Raw genomic sequence first — 16,595 nt, forward strand, 5'->3', positions numbered from 1 at the left:
GCTGATGTACTGGCCTCTGACCAACCGAAGTTGGTAAGAAGTGCTCCTTAGAAAGGAGGTGATCCAGCCGCACCTTCCGGTACGGCTACCTTGTTACGACTTCGTCCCAATCGCCAGTCCCACCTTCGACGATTCCCTCCCACAAGGGGTTGGGCCACCGGCTTCGGGTGTTACCGACTTTCGTGACGTGACGGGCGGTGTGTACAAGGCCCGGGAACGTATTCACCGCAGCAATGCTGATCTGCGATTACTAGCAACTCCGACTTCATGGGGTCGAGTTGCAGACCCCAATCCGAACTGAGACCGGCTTTTTGAGATTCGCTCCACCTCGCGGTATCGCAGCTCATTGTACCGGCCATTGTAGCACGTGTGCAGCCCAAGACATAAGGGGCATGATGACTTGACGTCGTCCCCACCTTCCTCCGAGTTGACCCCGGCAGTCTCCTGTGAGTCCCCATCACCCCGAAGGGCATGCTGGCAACACAGAACAAGGGTTGCGCTCGTTGCGGGACTTAACCCAACATCTCACGACACGAGCTGACGACAGCCATGCACCACCTGTACACCGACCACAAGGGGGACCCTGTCTCCAGGGTTTTCCGGTGTATGTCAAGCCTTGGTAAGGTTCTTCGCGTTGCGTCGAATTAAGCCACATGCTCCGCTGCTTGTGCGGGCCCCCGTCAATTCCTTTGAGTTTTAGCCTTGCGGCCGTACTCCCCAGGCGGGGAACTTAATGCGTTAGCTGCGGCACGGACGACGTGGAATGTCGCCCACACCTAGTTCCCAACGTTTACGGCGTGGACTACCAGGGTATCTAATCCTGTTCGCTCCCCACGCTTTCGCTCCTCAGCGTCAGTATCGGCCCAGAGATCCGCCTTCGCCACCGGTGTTCCTCCTGATATCTGCGCATTTCACCGCTACACCAGGAATTCCGATCTCCCCTACCGAACTCTAGCCTGCCCGTATCGAATGCAGACCCGGGGTTAAGCCCCGGGCTTTCACATCCGACGTGACAAGCCGCCTACGAGCTCTTTACGCCCAATAATTCCGGACAACGCTTGCGCCCTACGTATTACCGCGGCTGCTGGCACGTAGTTAGCCGGCGCTTCTTCTGCAGGTACCGTCACTCTCGCTTCTTCCCTGCTGAAAGAGGTTTACAACCCGAAGGCCGTCATCCCTCACGCGGCGTCGCTGCATCAGGCTTTCGCCCATTGTGCAATATTCCCCACTGCTGCCTCCCGTAGGAGTCTGGGCCGTGTCTCAGTCCCAGTGTGGCCGGTCGCCCTCTCAGGCCGGCTACCCGTCGTCGCCTTGGTAGGCCATCACCCCACCAACAAGCTGATAGGCCGCGGGCTCATCCTTCACCGCCGGAGCTTTCCACCACCAGACCATGCGGTCGGTAGTCGTATCCGGTATTAGACCCCGTTTCCAGGGCTTGTCCCAGAGTGAAGGGCAGATTGCCCACGTGTTACTCACCCGTTCGCCACTAATCCCCTCCCGAAGGAGGTTCATCGTTCGACTTGCATGTGTTAAGCACGCCGCCAGCGTTCGTCCTGAGCCAGGATCAAACTCTCCGTGAATGTTTACCCGTAATCGGGTGACACTCGCGTTGAGCGGAACAACCAGGCGGAATAGGCCCGGTCGTTCACAGCGTCCTCGCTGTGTATTGCCTACCGTCACACATGATGTCGGCAGGACTTTCAAAGGAACCTCATCTCCCGGATGTTTCCGGTCGACGGGGTATCAACATATCTGGCGTTGACTTTTGGCACGCTGTTGAGTTCTCAAGGAACGGACGCTTCCTTTGTTCCTGTTTCACCAGGATCTCCGGGCGCTTCCCTTCGGTCTTGCGTTTCCGACTCTATCAGATCCTTGCGGTTCCGATTTTCGCCGGTGCGTTTCCACCTTCCGGCTTCTTCGCGTTTCCAACCTTACCAGATCCGTTTCCGTCTCTGGCCCCCTGTTGGAGCGGGGTCGGCCGCTTCGCTTTCGCTTTTCGGCCTTTCCGACTCTATCAGATCCGTTTCGGTCCGTTGCCGGTCCGAATTCGTTTCCGAATCCCCGTCGGAGGGGGTTATGCCGTCGTGCGGCTATTTGTGCTGCCGCGCCTTTCGGCGTGATCACTACTTTAGCGGAATTCCTCGTTGACTCATAATCACGTCGCGGTTCGAATTTCGGCATGCGAAATCGTTCCCGAGGAGGGGCCGTGCAGTAGTGGTGTGCCGCGAAGCGGCGGGATGGCTGCCCGGGGCCTGTCGGCTCCGTGGCAACTCGGAGGACACTACACGAGGGGTTGGGGTTGTTCAAAACCCGTGCCGGGAGGCAAGCGCCGGGGTACTTTGGCGGCATGACAACGCATGCGCACGTACAGCAGTGGTGGCTCGCCTGACGGCGGCCGACCAGCAGCGCATGCACGACCACGGCCGCCGCTTCGGCGGCCGTTTGCGTATCTCCCTCTCGTAGCCGGCCGGTGAGGTCGGCGGTCCCGGCGCGCACTCCTTGGGCAGTGCGGAGAGAAGGACGGACGAGATGGCGATGGCGACGGGCGCGCGTACGCGGATCTTCAGCGGTGTGAAGCCGACGGGGCATCTGACGCTGGGGAACTACCTCGGGGCGGTGCGGCGGTGGGCCGGGGAAGATCAGCACCGGGCGGAGGCGCTGTTCTGTGTGGTGGATCTGCATGCGCTGACCGTGGAGCACGATCCGGCGCGGGTGCGGCGGCTCAGTCGGCAGGCGGCGACCCTGCTGCTGGCGTCGGGGCTGGATCCGGAGCTGTGCACGGTGTTTGTGCAGAGTCATGTGGATGAGCATCTGCGGCTGTCGTATCTGATGGAGTGCACGGCCTCCGACGGGGAGATGCGGCGCATGATCCAGTACAAGGAGAAGGCCCCGGCGGAGCGGGCGCGCGGCGGAAGTGTGCGGCTGTCGTTGCTGACGTATCCGGCGCTGATGGCGGCGGACATCCTGGCGTACGGGGCGCATGAGGTGCCGGTCGGCGAGGACCAGACGCAGCATGTGGAGCTGACGCGGGATCTGGCGGTGCGGTTCAACCAGCGGTACGGGGCGACGTTCGTGGTGCCGAAGGCGACGCAGCCGGTGGTGGCGACGCGGGTGATGGATTTGCAGGATCCGGCGTCGAAGATGGGGAAGTCGCACGCCCGGACGGCGGGGATCGTCTATTTGCTGGACGAGCCGGAGGTGGTGCGGAAGAAGGTGCTGCGGGCGGTGACGGATGCGGAGCCGGATGTCGCGTATGAGCCGGAGCGGCGGCCGGGGGTGGCGAATCTGCTGAATGTGCTGGCCGGGTGTGCGGGGGGTGATCCGCGGCGGCTGGCCGAGGAGTACGACTCGTACGGGGCGCTGAAGAAGGATGTCGCGGAGGCCGTGGTGGAGACCTTGCGGCCGGTGCGGGAGCGGCATGCGGAGCTGGTCGCTGAGCCGTCGTATGTGGATGCGGTGCTGCGGCGGGGTGCGGAGCGGGCGCGGGCGCTTGCCAGGCCGCGGGTGGATGCGGCGTTCGAGGCGGTGGGGCTGCTGCCGGCGGGGTGAGGTGCCGGGCCTGCCGGGGGCGCGGTGGGCGCCGCCGGGTCCGCTTGGGGGCGCGGTCGGTGCCGCGCCCCCAGGGGGTCAGCTGTTGCCGGAGGCCAGTTCGCGGCTGCGGTCGCGGGCGGCTTCCAGGGCGGCGATGAGGGCGGCGCGTACGCCGTGGTTCTCCAGTTCGCGAATGGCGTTGATGGTGGTGCCGGCCGGGGAGGTGACGTTCTCGCGGAGCTTGACGGGGTGTTCGCCGCTGTCGCGGAGCATCACGGCGGCGCCGATGGCGGCCTGGACGATCAGGTCGTGGGCCTTGTCGCGGGGCAGGCCGAGGAGGATGCCGGCGTCGGTCATGGCCTCGACGAGGAAGTAGAAGTAGGCCGGGCCGGAGCCGGAGAGCGCGGTGCAGGCGTCCTGCTGGGACTCCGGGACGCGGAGGGTCTTGCCGACGCCGGAGAAAATTTCCTCGGCGCGGGTGAGGTGGGCGCCGGTGGCGTGGCTGCCGGCGGAGATGACGGACATCGCCTCGTCGACGAGGGCGGGGGTGTTCGTCATGACCCGGACGACGGGGGTGCCGGCGGCCAGCCGCTCCTCGAAGTAGGAGGTGGGGATGCCGGCGGCGCCGCTGATGACCAGGCGGTCGGCGGGGACGTGCGGGGCCAGCTCCCGCAGGAGGCTGCCCATGTCCTGGGGCTTGACGGTGAGGATGAGGGTGTCGGCGGACTTGGCGGCCTCGGCGTTGCTGACCGCTTCGACGCCGTAGCGGTCATGGAGGTGGGCGGCGCGTTCCGGGCGGCGGGCGGTGACCAGGAGGTCGGAGGGGGCCCAGCCGCCTCGGATCATTCCGCTGAGGAGGGCTTCGCCGATTTTTCCGGTGCCTAGTACTGCGACCTTCTGGGGCATGGTGCGGTTCGCCTTTCCGCTGCGCTGGGGGTTTGCGGTCATCCTCGCACCGTGGGGGTGCCCGCTTGGGGTTCGGCTGCCCCGCCGTGGGGGGTGCCGCGGAGTCACCTCGTGCGGCGGCGGAGGGTGGCGGCGCCGAGGGTGAGGACGAGGAGGGCGCAGCCGGTGACGATGGCGGCGTCGCGGACGAAGTCTCCGGTGATGTCGGGGTGTCGGAGGATCTCGTTCATACCGTCGACGGCGTAGGACATCGGCAGGACGTCGGAGAGCGCCCTGAGGGCGGGGTGCATGGTGTCGCGGGGGGTGAAGAGGCCGCAGAGCAGGAGTTGGGGCATCAGGACGGCGGGCATGAACTGGACGGCCTGGAATTCGGAGGCGGCGAAGGCCGAGACGAACAGGCCGAGGGCGGTGCCGAGGAGGGCGTCCAGGACGGCCACCAGGAGGAGCAGCCAGGGGGAGCCGGTGACGTCGAGGCCGAGGAGCCAGACGGACAGGCCGGTGGCGAGGGCGGACTGCACGATGGCGAGCAGGCCGAAGGCGAGGGCGTAGCCGCTGATCAGTTCGGCCTTGCCGAGGGGCATGGCGAGCAGGCGTTCCAGGGTGCCGGAGGTGCGTTCGCGGAGGGTCGCGATGGAGGTCACCAGGAACATCGTGATCATCGGGAAGATGCCGAGGAGCGAGGCGCCGATGCCGTCGAAGGTGGCCGGGCGGTCGTCGAAGACGTAGCGCAGCAGGGCGGTCATCACGCAGGGGACGACGAGCATCAGCGCGATGGTGCGCGGGTCGTGGCGCAGCTGGCGCAGGACCCGGGCGGCGGTGGCCAGGGTGCGGGAGAGGGAGAGGGAGAGGGAGAGGGAGGAGGGCGCGGGGGCGGGGGCCGCTGTGTGGGGTGTGGTGGTCATCGCGCGGGCTCCTGAGGGGTGCTGGGGCGCCGGGCGGCCGCGGCCTCGTCGACGAGGTGGAGGAAGGCGGCCTCGACGGTGGGGGTGCCGGTGCGGTCGCGGAGGGCGCCGGGGGTGTCCTCGGCCAGGAGGCGGCCTTCGCGCATCAGGAGCAGCCGGTGGCAGCGCTCGGCCTCGTCCATGACGTGCGAGGAGATGAGGAGGGTGGTGCCGCGGTCGGTGGCGAGGGTGTGGAAGAGCTGCCACAGGTCGCGGCGGAGGACGGGGTCCAGGCCGACGGTGGGTTCGTCGAGGACGAGGAGTTCCGGGGCGCCGAGCAGGGCGACGGCGAGGGAGACCCGGCTGCGCTGGCCGCCGGAGAGGGTGCCGGCGAGGGCGTCGGCGTGGCCGGTGAGGTCGACGTCCTCGATGGCGCGGGTGACGCGTTCGTGGCGTAGGCCGCGGGCGGACCGGCCGGGGTGCAGGACGGCGGCGAAGTAGTCGAGGTTCTGGCGGACGGTGAGGTCGTCGTAGACGGACGGGTCCTGGGTGACATAGCCGATGCGGGGCCGCAGCCGGGGGTCGCCCGCGGGGTGGCCGAGGACGTCGAGGGTGCCGGTGACCTTGGCCTGGGTGCCGACGATGGCGCGCAGGAGGGTGGTTTTGCCGCAGCCGGAGGGGCCGAGCAGGCCGGTGACCTGGCCGCGGGGGACCTCGAAGCGGAAGTCGTCCAGGACGGTGCGGCCGCCTCGGACGACGGTGAGCTCGCGGGCGCGGACGGCGGGGCCTACGCCGTAATTCATCATGCGATGAATAGTGCGCCGGGTGGTGAGGAGGAGTCAAGACCGGGGCGGGGGCGGAGAGGGCCTGCATAAGGGGACGGCGGGCGAGGCGGCCATTGGGGTGGTGATTCGGCCAGGCGTGGTGCGCAAGCGGCGCGTGGTGAGGAAATGCGTGCACCGGCGGGCGCGGTAGTGAAAAGAACCGGCCGTTCTTGGTCGATAACTCCGCGTTTACAGGGTGGTTACAAACCGACTCGCGGTCCTGCGTGTCCGCTTGGACACAATGGGATGACCTGTCCAGCCGCACCAGAAGGGGCGACGATGACGACACTCCGGGTCCACGGCTTCGGCCGGCTCCTGTTGATCGTCATGGCTGTCCTGCTGGCCTTGCCCATGGGCGCGGAAGGCATGTACAGGGAGCCCGCGACAGCGGCCCCGATCACCGGCCGCACCGCTCCCCCGGCCCCCACCTCCTCGGTGTCGGACCCCGCCGAGAATCCGGAATCCGGCAGCGACCGCTGCCCGCCTCGCCGCGACGGACGGTCCTCGGCCGCGGTGTCCGCGCCGACGCCGCCCCTCACCACCGTCTCGACCGCCGCCCCCGTACGGACCGGGGGCGGGCTGCCGCTGACCGCCCCGCTGACCGGGCGGCGGGCCGTCCCCGTGTCGAGATCCGGTGAACTGCCGGTCCAGCACCTGGTGTTCCGCTGCTGAGGGCTGAGAGCTGCCCCCAAGGGCCTCCCCCGGCCCGCGTATCCGACGGATCCAGCCGTCATCTCCCCATGGCGCGCACCGCGTGGCAGTGCGCGGCAGCAGGCGACCGCTGACACCAGTGCGGTGGTCGCCGACCGGCCGCCCCGTACCGCCCCGCGTCCGCTCGTGCGTACCCGTGCGTACCCGTGCGCCACCGCATCTCGCACTCGCTGGAGGCATCCGCATGCGTAGGTTCCGTATTGCCCCACCACGCCCGTCCCGGCCCTCCATACCGTCACGGCAGAGGCTGTCGGACTGGCGCGCCGACTTCACCTCCTCGCTGGTCGTCTTTCTCGTCGCCGTCCCGTTGTGTGTCGGGGTGGCCGTCGCCTCCGGAGTACCGGCCGAACTGGGGCTGGTCACCGGAATCGTCGGCGGGCTGCTCACCGGTTTACTGCCGGGCAGCAGTCTGCAGGTCAGCGGTCCGGCCGCCGGGCTGACCGTGCTGGTCTACGAGGCCGTGCAGGAGTACGGCCTCGGCACGCTCGGTGCCCTGGTGCTGATCGCCGGGGTGCTGCAACTGGCCATGGGGGCGCTCCGGCTGGGGCGCTGGTTCCGGGCCATCTCCGTGGCGGTGGTCCAGGGGATGCTCGCGGGCATCGGGCTGGTGCTGATCGCCGGGCAGTTGTACGCGCTGGTGGACGCCCGTGCGCCGGGCAACGGGCCGGCGAATCTGGGCGGGCTGCCGGATCTCGCGGTGGACACCGCCGGGTCCGGTTCGGCGCAGGCGGCGCTGGCGATCGGCGCGGGCACCATCGCACTGCTGGTGCTGTGGCCGAAGTGGCAGCAGGCGGCGCGGGTGCTGCCGGCGCCGCTGGTGGCGGTGGCCCTGGCGACCGTGGCGGTGTTCGTGCTGGACCTCCCGGTGGCCAGGGTCGAAGTGGCCGGCCTCCTGGAAGTCGTACAGCCACCGGGCGGCGCGGACTTCGCGCGGCTGACGGAGGCGGGGGCACTGGCCGGTGCGCTGGGCACGGTGCTGGCGTTCACCCTGATCGCCTCGGCGGAGTCGCTGTTCAGCGCGGCCGCGGTGGACCGGCTGCACGACGGGCCGAAGACCGACTACGACAAGGAGCTGATGGCGCAGGGCGCGGGCAACACCGTCTGCGGGCTGCTGGGCGCGCTGCCGATGACCGCGGTGATCGTCCGCAGCGCCGCGAATGTGCACGCCGGGGCGCGGACGAAGGCCTCGCGGGTGCTGCACGGGGTGTGGCTGCTGGTCTTCGCGGCGGCCTTCCCGGCGGCGCTGGGCGTGGTGCCGCTCGCGGCGCTGGCGGGCGTACTGGTGCATGCGGGCGTCAAGTTGCTCCCGCTGAAGCAGTGGCGTCCGCTGTGGCGGGAGCACCGGGGTGAGGCCGTGGTGCTCGCCGCGACGGCGGTGGCGATCGTCGCCACCAACATGTTCGAGGGGGTGCTGCTGGGGCTGCTGATGGCGGTCGCCAAGTCGGCGTGGGAGACCTCGCACGTCCACCTGGAGATCGTGGGGCTGGACGAGCCGTCGGCGGCCGGCACCGCGATGGGCCGCGCACCGGCCCTCCCGGCTGCCCGGCGCCCCATCCGCGTACGGGCCCTCGGCAACGCCACCTTCCTCCGGCTGCCCAAACTGCTCGACCAGTTGGAGGCGCTGCCCAAGGACCGCGAGGTCGAGCTGGATCTGACCGGGCTGCGGCATCTCGACCATGCCTGCGCCGCCGCGCTCGGGGCCTGGGAGGAGCAGCGCCGGGGCCCTGACGGGACCGCCCGGAAGGAGGCCCCGTCCGTGGCCCCGTAAGCCGACCCTGTGGAAGGGCCGGTGTGGGCACGGAAATGACCGTAAGGTCGGGACGCTGATGTCCGCCGACCCCGGGAGTGCTGTGAACCGCCGTCCCCTTCGCAGTTGCGGTGCGACCGCCGCCCTCTCCGTCGCCCTGCTGCTCTCCGCGTGCACCGGTGGTGCACGGGGGGCGGCAGGCAGCGGCGGAGTGGGCGACCCCCTCTTCCCGTCGCTCGGCAACGGCGGCTATCAGGTGGGCCATTACGGGCTCGACCTCGACTACGACATCAAGAAGCGGCATCTGGACGCGACCGCCGAGATCACCGCGACGGCCAAGGCGGATCTGCGGTCCTTCCAGCTCGACCTGCAGGGCCTGCGGGTGACAGAGGTGCAGGTCGACGGCGAGGACGCGGAGTTCTCCCGTAAGGGGCACAAGCTGACCGTCCGGCCGGCCGAGGGGCTGCGGAAGGGCGCGGAGTTCCGTACCCGCGTCGACTACGACGGCACACCGCAGGCGATGACGGACCCGGACAAGACGACCGAGGGCTGGGTCAAGACCCGCGACGGGGCGTTCGTCTCCGGTGAGCCCGCCGGATCCATGACCTGGTTCCCCGGCAACAACCACCCCGGGGACAAGGCCACCTACGACTTCACCCTCACCGTCCCGAAGGGCTACACCGCCGTCGCCAACGGGGAGTTGCGGTCCGAGCGGACCGCCAAGGGCCACACCACCTTCCGCTGGCACAACGGCCGCCCGATGGCCAGCTACCTCGCGACGGCCACCATCGGCAAGTTCGAGGTCCACACCTCCCGTACACCCGACGGGCTGCCGCTGTATGTGGCGGTGGACCCGGCGGAGGCCAAGGCCAGCAAGGAGGCACTGGAGCAGCTGCCGGAGATCGTGCAGTGGGAGAGCAAGCTCTTCGGGCCGTACCCCTTCTCCTCCTCCGGCGCGATCGTCGACAACACCCCGGCCCGGATCGACTGGCTCGCCCTGGAGTCCCAGACCAAGCCGGTCTACGCGGGCGCGCCGGACACCGTGACCGTGGTGCACGAGATGGCCCATCAGTGGTTCGGCGACTCGGTGACGCCGAAGACCTGGCGGGACACCTGGCTCAACGAGAGCTTCGCGACCTACGCCGAGTGGCTGTGGGAGGAGCACGAGGGCGGCAAGACCCCGCAGCAGCAGTTCGACGCGCTCTATAAGGACACCGCGCCCACGAAGCGCTGGGACTTCCCGCCGGGCAACCCGGGCAAGGCGAAGAACGTGACCGGCACTCCCGTCTACGAGCGCGGCGCGATGCTCCTCCAGGAACTGCGCAACGCCGTGGGCGACAAGACCTTCTTCACGATCCTCAAGCAGTGGCCCGCCAAGTACCGCTACGGCAACGCCGATTCGGCGGACTTTATCGCCTTCTGCCAGGAGCGCACCGACGTGGACCTGACCGGCCTCTTCGACACCTGGCTGTACGGCAAGGGCAAGCCGAACCGGGTGTACTAGGGCCGGCCCCGCCGCCCCGACCGGCGCAGAAAGGGTCCGCCGGCACAGCCGGCGGACCCTTACATGGCGGCGACGGCCTACGGACGCCCGGGATCGTGGTCCTTGCACACCTGCATAGCGCTGTCAGAAGTGCAAGCGAGCAAGGCGCTGACGTTCTTCTCGCCATCGGTGTGGTCCTGGGCGGGGACGGTCGCGGTGCCGGCTCCGGTCCACGTATTTCCCAGGTCATTGGTGATCGTCCAAGTGCCGGTCACCGTCTTCATCAGCTGGGCCCGTATGAACCAGCCGTACTGGTTGGGCTTGATGTGGAGAGTGTCGGATCCGCCCTTCGTGGTGTCCGTCCGCCAGCTGTTGGACCAGTTGCCCTGGATCGCAACATCGACCTTCCCCTGCACGGGTCCATCCTTCGGGCCGAAGCTCACACCTGCCGTGGTGGTGACGGATCCGCCCGCGGTGTAGGTGTAGCTACTGGTCTGACTCCAGTTCACCTGCTTATCCGATACGTCACTGGTGCCGTTGACCGAAACCCCGCCTTCCATCTCCACATTCCGGAACGCGCCAAGGGTCGCTGCCGTGCTGCTATCCACCTTGTACTCGGCCGTCGGGATGACGCTGGAGCGGGAGTCGAACTGCTGCAGGGCGTACACGGTGGCCATTGTGCGCAACTTGGCATCCTCGGTGCCGGACAGGGTCCAATTCTGCGTCGTGTCGCCGCGGCTGCAGTCACCGACTCCGACTATGGAGCCACGTTGCGCGCTGAAGAGGGGCTTCATGCATCTGTTGTCGCCGACGTGGCGGATCACATACTCACCCCCGCGGGTGGCCGCGTCGGCCGTCGGCTGGAGATACCAGTTCTGCGCGTCGGTGCCACCACAATCCGACTCGCTGACGTCATTTGGGTGGCTGGCGCTGGACATATCGAGGCACTTGCCGGACGAACTGTTGATCAACCGGAAGGTTCCGTTGTCATTGACGGCGATCTTGAATTTCTGCTCTGCCGAGTCGTTCTTGTCCCAGAGGTCATAGGTCGTCCCGCCGGCGTACGTGTTCCCCCAGCGGAGTCCGAGGGATCCGTGCTCCTCCGACGTCGCTATGTTGACGGAGAGCTCTTCGCCCGTGCTTTTGGCATCCGCTTGCGCGGCCGACGCGTTGGGCGGCAAAAGCACGATCCCCAGGGCCGCAACCGGGACCGCCAGCACCGTGGCAGTCGTGCGCCGCCCAGGGCTCCGGGGGGTCATCTCAGTGGTCATGTTTCCTGTTCCTTCCGACGTGAGCCGTGCTCGTGAGGCTGGGTCAGGTGCCGCCGCGCGGTACCGGCGGCACGGCCCCAGGCCCTGGCCGGGCACTCACCCCGTCCGTCTGGCTCCACCCGTTCCGCCCGATTCCTTCCGTTTCATCTGATACGGCCTCAATGTATCCAGGGGTCTCGGCATACACAACCCTCTTGTACGGATATAGCTCTTGATTACGGGTGCTTAGGGAAAAATCAATACTGGGCTTGTTTTTGAACTCGAATTCAACTACGACACCGGATTCCTGCCCGGGGACCAGCTCTCCCGCCCGGCCCTCACCGAAGAGCTGTCCGCGCCGAAATGGCAGTGATTGTTAGGGAGTTGCGCTGCGGCGCGGCACGGAAGAGGTGGGCGTGGACACCACACCCTGGTTCATCTTCGCCGTCTTCATGACGCGGAAGGACGCGGAAGGACGCGGATCTGTCGTCGTACGTGTGGTCCGGATGCTCGACGAGGAGTGCTGGGAGCCGCGGGTGGGGCCCCCGGACGGAGCCTGGGGGGTGTTCCGCACGATGGCGGCCAGGTACGGGACGGGCTGAGCCAACGGGCCGGGCGAGCCGCCCGTCGCCTCAACGGCGCTTCTTCGGGCGGGACTTGCGCGCGGCCGGGTTGCCGGTGCGGGCGCCGCGGCGGCGTTCGTGGCGTTCACGGGCCGCCAGGTACTCCGTGCGGTGCAGCTTCTCCCCGGGGGCCTCGACGAGGCTGCGGCAGAAGTAGGCGAGCAGTGAGCCGATGAAACCGATGAACATCAGGCTCTGTGCGGACTTGTCGGCCGCGCTCGGGGCTGCCGGATCGGATCGGCGTACGAAGCCGTCCCAGGTGCGCCGGAAGGCCAGCGTGCTGCAGACGGCGAAACCGACGACGACGAGGATGCCGACGAACGGGCCGACGTCGGCGATCTCCAGGCCCTGGAACGCGAAGCGCAGGACGGCCGCACCGGCGGCGGCGAGCGCGAGCGAACCCACCGCGACGCCGGCCCGGCGCAGGCCGTAGCCGCCGTCGTGGTGGAGCCAGGTGGTGCCGAAGAACCGGATCGGCTCCGGCTCCGGGCCCGCCGGGGGCCGCTGCTCATCGCTCATGGCATCGATTATCCCCGGCGGGCGCCCCGTGTCTCAGCTCGTGCAGCGCGGCGCGACCATGCCGCCGCTGCCGGTGCGGACGTACGTGTCGGAGACGTACTCGCCGGGCGCGATGCTGTCCCAGAGGTCCGAGGTGCCGCACGGGCCGCTGACCTTCTCGCCGTGCTGCTGGCAGCGGATCTGGATCCGGGCGCCCTCGGCGAGCGTGCGGACGACCGGGTAGTCGGTGCCGGGACCCCGGCGGACCTTGACGCGGTAGCCGGCCGCGACGGGATAGGTGAGACCGCCCGCCGCGGCGGCAAGGGTCTGGCCGTCGGCCGCTTCCACGGCGCCCTGATGGTCCTGTGTGGTCATTTCGCGTTCCCCCGTTGACGATGATGTTGGTGCTGATGTTGGTGATGTTGGTGATGCGCGGGGGCCGTACCTACGCGGAGTGGCCCGCCCCCTCACGGCGCCGCTCCAGGCGGCTCCGCAACGCGCACGCTAGCAAGCCTCACTCATCTCGTACGCGCCATCGACTAGGCTCCGCGCGTCGCACTTGCGACCGAATGGCACGGGTAATGACACGGGGGTGGAACCATGCCATCGCTGCGCGATTCCGGCATCGGACCGGAAGCGGAGCATCCGGAATACGCCGGCCAATACCGTCTGGAGGCACGGCTGGGCTCCGGCGGTATGGGCGTGGTCCATCTGGCGCGCTCGTCCTCCGGGCTGCAGCTGGCGGTCAAGGTCATCCATGCCGAATTCGCCCAAGACCCGGAGTTCCGGGGGCGGTTCCGGCAGGAGGTGGCGGCCGCGCGGCGGGTCAGCGGGGCCTTCACGGCGCCCGTCGTGGACGCCGATCCGGACGCCGGACGGCCCTGGATGGCGACCCTCCACATCCCCGGCCCGACGCTCTCCGATCATGTGAAGCGGAACGGCCCGCTGGCGGTCGGCGAGGTGCGGCGGCTGGCCTCGGGGCTCGCCGAGGCGCTGCGTGACATCCATCGCGCCGGGGTGGTGCACCGCGATCTGAAGCCCGGAAATGTGCTGCTCGCCACAGATGGGCCGAAGGTCATCGACTTCGGTATCTCGCGGCCCTCCGACAGTGAAATGCGCACCGAGACCGGCAAGCTGATCGGTACCCCGCCGTTCATGGCGCCCGAACAGTTCCAGCGGCCGCGTGAGGTGGGCCCGGCGGCGGATGTGTTCGCGCTGGGGTCGGTGCTGGTGCATGCCGCCACCGGACGCGGCCCGTTCGACTCGGACAGCCCGTATCTCGTGGCGTATCAGGTGGTGCACGACGAGGCCGATCTGGCGGGTGTGCCCGAGGAGTTGGTGCCGCTGGTGGAGAGCTGCCTGGCGAAGGACCCGGCGGACCGTCCGACACCGGACGGGCTGATGGAGCTGCTGCGGACGGACGCGCCCCTGAACGTACCGATCGGCGGGCGGGTGCCGGGCGGCGCGCTCCCCGAAGGCGCATTCCCCGGAGACGTCACGACCGGAGACGTCACGACCGGAGGCGCAACGCCCGGAGGCGCAACGCCCGACGGCCTGGTGCCGCCCGCGCGGCTGCCGGAGCAGCGGCAGCCGGGCCCCCGCCGGCCCGAACACCCGCGGCCGGTACGGGCCGAGGCCGCCCCGTCACGCGCCGAGACCACCCACGTACGGGTCCCCGGAGCCGTCGCAAGCCCCGACGGCCCCGGACATCCCGACGCCCCCGGACTCCCCGACGTCCTCGGCCTCCCCGCCGATCCGGGACAGCCGGAGCCCCCCGGACGCCCCACCGCGCCCGCCGACCCCGCCCATGGCCGCCGAGGCCCCCGCACCCGCACCCGCCGCTGGCCCCTCTGGGCGGCCGTCGCCCTCGTCGTCACCGGAGCCGGAACGTACGCGGGCGTCCAGGCGCTGGCCCCCGGCGGCCCCGGCCGGGACCCGGCCCTGCAGACCCATCCGTCGCGCGACGCCGACTTCCACCCCTGGCAGACCACCCTCGTCGAGCGCCCCAAGGGCCACGACGCCGAACTCGCGCACTGCACCACCGGTTCCGGCGCCGTCTTCTGCGGCCAGCCCGGCCTGCTGGCCGCCCGGCTCGACCCGGACTCCGGCCAGGTGGCATGGCGCAGCAAGGACCCCACCGGCACCGGCAAGGACGCGGCCAAGAAGGCCATCTCCCGGACCGCGCCGGTCCTCTCCGGCGGGCTGCTGTACGTCTTCTCCAACGACGGCAGCCACCTGCTGGCCCTCGACCCTTCGGCGGACGGCAAGGGCGCCACCCGCTGGACCAAGGACGTCTCCGGTTACGAGGGCGGGGCCAAGGTCGTCGGCGACCGCATCCTGCTGGCCGCGGCGGACGGCACGGTCACCGCACTGGACAGCACGACCCACCGGCAGCGCTGGCAGAAGCGCTTCCCGGGCCATCAGCTGCCGCTCTTCACGTCGTTCGGCGAGGCGCACACCGCGTACGCGGCCGAGCCCACCCCCGACGGGAACGCCACCCAGGTCACCGCCATCGACCCGGCCGACGGCAAGGTCCGCTGGGCCCGGCGGCTGCCCGGGATTCTCACCCCGGCGGGCACCGGCGCGTCCGGAACGCTCTATCTGACCGTCACCGACAAGACTCTCTCGTACCGCACCACCGCCGTCATCCGCTACGACCCGGCCACCGGGCACAGCCGCCGCTTCAAGGTGACCGCGCCGCTGGACGGTGCGTCCGCCGTGGTGCACGGCGGCTCGGTGTATCTGCTGGCCGAGGGCGGCGCCCTGCAAGCCGTCGGTCGGCACACCTGGGACACCGAGACCTCGGTCAGCCGCGGCTCGGCGCCGGTGGTGAGCGGCGGACGGCTCTACTTCACCGCGGCGGACGGACGGCTCCTCGCCGTCGACACCAGGTCGGGTGAGCTGCTGGGCCAGACCCCACCTCGGATGTCCGGCCGCCACAACGGCTTCGTGGAGACGCTCCCGGCGCCGCGTACGGACGGCCCCCGCGGCCGGATCTACGCGGCGGCCCCGGACGGCACGGTGTTTTCAGCCGCGACGAAGGACCCGGCGGACTGGTGACGGTACGGCCCGGCGCCCGTATGGCAGCGGCAGGCACAGATCTCCCTCCGGACGCCGGGCACGGTGACGGCCTCGGCGACGGGAATGCCCTTGTCACACGCCGGATGTCTGCCGACATGGCACGCCGGGGAGACGTACGGAGCGGACCCGCTCACGGGGCGGCCGTCTTCAGCACCGCGATGAGCTTGCGCGTCGTCTCCACGTTGCAGCGCCCCAACTCGACCAGCACATACAGCAACCCGGACGGCGGCCAGTGCATCGAGGTCTCCGACGACCTCCCGGGCCTCACCCCCGTGCGTGACAGCAAGGCTCCGCATACCCTCCCCTTTCGCTGCCCCTACTCCGGGAGGTTCTCTCCGTAGGTGACGTCCAGCTCGGCTGCAAGCGCCTCGGCGAGCTGGAGCGTCTGCGCCTGGTCGATGGCGGTCTTCTTGAGCGAGGAGAGGCCACGGAGCTGTGAGAGGTCGTTGCCCCGGAGGTCGAGGCCGATGTACTTGCCGCCGTCGGACTCGGTCAGCCGAAGGTCGCAGTCGTCAATCAGGGCGGCACTCAGGTCGGCGGCAACGAACGTGGTCTCGCGCAGCGAGCACTTGGAGAAGATCACGGATCCGGCGGCCCTGAGCCGGGTGAAGGTGCTGTAGTCGAGCTTGCAGCTCTCGAACAGGACGTTGTCGAGCGTGACGTCTTCGAGCACGGCGCCCATCAGCTTGCAGTCGCGGAAGACGGCACGGGAGACCTTGCTGTCGGTCCACCGCAGGGAGGACAGGTCACAGCCGGAGAATTCCACGGAGTCGACGCGGAGCTTGTCGAAGTGGGTGCGCTGGGTCTTGAGTGCGGTGACCCGTCCGTGCATCAGGTGCGACTCGGCAAGGTCAAGGTCGCGCAGGTCGGCGTCGGCGTAGTGGAACTCTGCCACCCGGCCGCGGCCCCCCTCCAGCGAGGTGACGTTGGAGAGGTAGAGGCCCGGCTCGGTCAGGGCGGGAAGCGTGACGCTCGTGCGGCGGATCCTGCGGGTGTCCATCAACAGCCTTTCAGCGCGGTCGTTCGGTCGCCGTCGCTGCCGGCACGCCGTGGGCATGGG

Annotated in this window: 14 protein-coding genes and 1 rRNA gene; 7 read left to right on the forward strand and 8 right to left on the reverse strand. The window is 69.1% G+C overall.

From position 1 onward, the window contains the following. Window positions 1-51: 51 nt before the first annotated feature. Window positions 52-1,580, reverse strand: a 16S ribosomal RNA gene (locus STRTU_RS14900). Window positions 1,581-2,529: 949 nt separating this feature from the next. Between STRTU_RS14900 and trpS the strand changes: the two genes are divergently transcribed. Next, window positions 2,530-3,549: a tryptophan--tRNA ligase gene (gene trpS, locus STRTU_RS14905; protein WP_174878871.1), complete on the forward strand. Its 1,020-nt coding sequence runs from the start codon at window positions 2,530-2,532 to the stop codon at window positions 3,547-3,549. 78 nt (window positions 3,550-3,627) lie between these two features. Here trpS and proC read toward each other — a convergent pair whose 3' ends face one another. The 3 genes from proC to STRTU_RS14920 form a co-directional block, all read right to left on the reverse strand. Continuing rightward, the gene (proC, locus tag STRTU_RS14910) at window positions 3,628-4,437 is read right to left on the reverse strand and encodes a pyrroline-5-carboxylate reductase (protein WP_159746959.1); all 810 of its coding nucleotides are present in this window, start codon (window positions 4,435-4,437) and stop codon (window positions 3,628-3,630) included. A 104-nt stretch (window positions 4,438-4,541) separates the two neighbouring features. Beyond that, a complete protein-coding gene (locus tag STRTU_RS14915; RefSeq protein WP_159743975.1) occupies window positions 4,542-5,339 on the reverse strand; it encodes an ABC transporter permease in 798 nt (265 codons plus the stop codon). Next, the gene (locus tag STRTU_RS14920; RefSeq protein WP_159743976.1) at window positions 5,336-6,124 is read right to left on the reverse strand and encodes an ABC transporter ATP-binding protein; all 789 of its coding nucleotides are present in this window, start codon (window positions 6,122-6,124) and stop codon (window positions 5,336-5,338) included. The genes STRTU_RS14915 and STRTU_RS14920 overlap by 4 nt, the downstream gene beginning before the upstream one ends. A 297-nt stretch (window positions 6,125-6,421) precedes the next feature. Between STRTU_RS14920 and STRTU_RS14925 the strand changes: the two genes are divergently transcribed. From STRTU_RS14925 to STRTU_RS14935, 3 genes are all read left to right on the forward strand, one after another. Beyond that, a complete protein-coding gene (locus tag STRTU_RS14925) occupies window positions 6,422-6,814 on the forward strand; it encodes a hypothetical protein (RefSeq protein ID WP_159743977.1) in 393 nt (130 codons plus the stop codon). A 223-nt stretch (window positions 6,815-7,037) separates the two neighbouring features. Next, window positions 7,038-8,621, forward strand: coding sequence for a SulP family inorganic anion transporter (locus STRTU_RS14930; RefSeq protein WP_246240541.1), 1,584 nt, complete (start codon window positions 7,038-7,040; stop codon window positions 8,619-8,621). 58 nt (window positions 8,622-8,679) lie between these two features. Next, entirely contained in the window at window positions 8,680-10,104 is a 1,425-nt protein-coding gene (locus STRTU_RS14935; protein ID WP_159743978.1) for a M1 family metallopeptidase, read from the forward strand. A 77-nt stretch (window positions 10,105-10,181) separates the two neighbouring features. Here the strand turns inward: STRTU_RS14935 and STRTU_RS14940 are convergent, their stop codons facing one another. Then, window positions 10,182-11,354, reverse strand: coding sequence for an RICIN domain-containing protein (locus STRTU_RS14940; protein ID WP_159743979.1), 1,173 nt, complete (start codon window positions 11,352-11,354; stop codon window positions 10,182-10,184). Between the two features lie 395 nt (window positions 11,355-11,749). Between STRTU_RS14940 and STRTU_RS14945 the strand changes: the two genes are divergently transcribed. Continuing rightward, on the forward strand, window positions 11,750-11,935 hold the full coding sequence (locus tag STRTU_RS14945; protein ID WP_159743980.1) for a hypothetical protein: 186 nt from the start codon (window positions 11,750-11,752) through the stop codon (window positions 11,933-11,935). A gap of 30 nt (window positions 11,936-11,965) precedes the next feature. On the opposite strand, the gene STRTU_RS14950 is transcribed toward STRTU_RS14945, so the two are convergent. Beyond that, on the reverse strand, window positions 11,966-12,475 hold the full coding sequence (locus STRTU_RS14950; protein WP_159743981.1) for a hypothetical protein: 510 nt from the start codon (window positions 12,473-12,475) through the stop codon (window positions 11,966-11,968). 33 nt (window positions 12,476-12,508) lie between these two features. Further along, window positions 12,509-12,829 carry a peptidase gene (locus STRTU_RS14955; protein WP_159743982.1) on the reverse strand — a complete coding sequence of 107 codons (321 nt, stop codon included), beginning with the start codon at window positions 12,827-12,829 and terminating at the stop codon, window positions 12,509-12,511. A 225-nt stretch (window positions 12,830-13,054) separates the two neighbouring features. Between STRTU_RS14955 and STRTU_RS14960 the strand changes: the two genes are divergently transcribed. Continuing rightward, window positions 13,055-15,514 (forward strand): serine/threonine-protein kinase, encoded by a 2,460-nt coding sequence (locus STRTU_RS14960; protein ID WP_269777359.1) that lies wholly within the window; start codon window positions 13,055-13,057, stop codon window positions 15,512-15,514. A 257-nt stretch (window positions 15,515-15,771) separates the two neighbouring features. Next, window positions 15,772-15,876 carry a hypothetical protein gene (locus STRTU_RS14965; RefSeq protein ID WP_246241386.1) on the forward strand — a complete coding sequence of 35 codons (105 nt, stop codon included), beginning with the start codon at window positions 15,772-15,774 and terminating at the stop codon, window positions 15,874-15,876. On the opposite strand, the gene STRTU_RS14970 is transcribed toward STRTU_RS14965, so the two are convergent. Then, window positions 15,852-16,535, reverse strand: a complete 684-nt coding sequence (locus STRTU_RS14970) for a pentapeptide repeat-containing protein (protein WP_159743985.1) — start codon at window positions 16,533-16,535, stop codon at window positions 15,852-15,854. The genes STRTU_RS14965 and STRTU_RS14970 overlap by 25 nt on opposite strands. Between the last annotated feature and the right edge of the window lie 60 nt (window positions 16,536-16,595).

Source organism: Streptomyces tubercidicus, from assembly GCF_027497495.1.
In the GTDB taxonomy this organism is placed as follows: domain Bacteria; phylum Actinomycetota; class Actinomycetes; order Streptomycetales; family Streptomycetaceae; genus Streptomyces; species Streptomyces tubercidicus.

Coding starts and splice junctions, on each gene's coding strand:
- trpS (WP_174878871.1), top strand. CDS start 2,530: ATGGCGATGGCGACGGGCGCGCGTACGCGGATCTTCAGCGGTGTGAAG.
- proC (WP_159746959.1), bottom strand. CDS start 4,437: ATGCCCCAGAAGGTCGCAGTACTAGGCACCGGAAAAATCGGCGAAGCC.
- STRTU_RS14915 (WP_159743975.1), bottom strand. CDS start 5,339: ATGACCACCACACCCCACACAGCGGCCCCCGCCCCCGCGCCCTCCTCC.
- STRTU_RS14920 (WP_159743976.1), bottom strand. CDS start 6,124: ATGATGAATTACGGCGTAGGCCCCGCCGTCCGCGCCCGCGAGCTCACC.
- STRTU_RS14925 (WP_159743977.1), top strand. CDS start 6,422: ATGACGACACTCCGGGTCCACGGCTTCGGCCGGCTCCTGTTGATCGTC.
- STRTU_RS14930 (WP_246240541.1), top strand. CDS start 7,038: ATGCGTAGGTTCCGTATTGCCCCACCACGCCCGTCCCGGCCCTCCATA.
- STRTU_RS14935 (WP_159743978.1), top strand. CDS start 8,680: ATGTCCGCCGACCCCGGGAGTGCTGTGAACCGCCGTCCCCTTCGCAGT.
- STRTU_RS14940 (WP_159743979.1), bottom strand. CDS start 11,354: ATGACCACTGAGATGACCCCCCGGAGCCCTGGGCGGCGCACGACTGCC.
- STRTU_RS14950 (WP_159743981.1), bottom strand. CDS start 12,475: ATGAGCGATGAGCAGCGGCCCCCGGCGGGCCCGGAGCCGGAGCCGATC.
- STRTU_RS14955 (WP_159743982.1), bottom strand. CDS start 12,829: ATGACCACACAGGACCATCAGGGCGCCGTGGAAGCGGCCGACGGCCAG.
- STRTU_RS14960 (WP_269777359.1), top strand. CDS start 13,055: ATGCCATCGCTGCGCGATTCCGGCATCGGACCGGAAGCGGAGCATCCG.
- STRTU_RS14970 (WP_159743985.1), bottom strand. CDS start 16,535: ATGGACACCCGCAGGATCCGCCGCACGAGCGTCACGCTTCCCGCCCTG.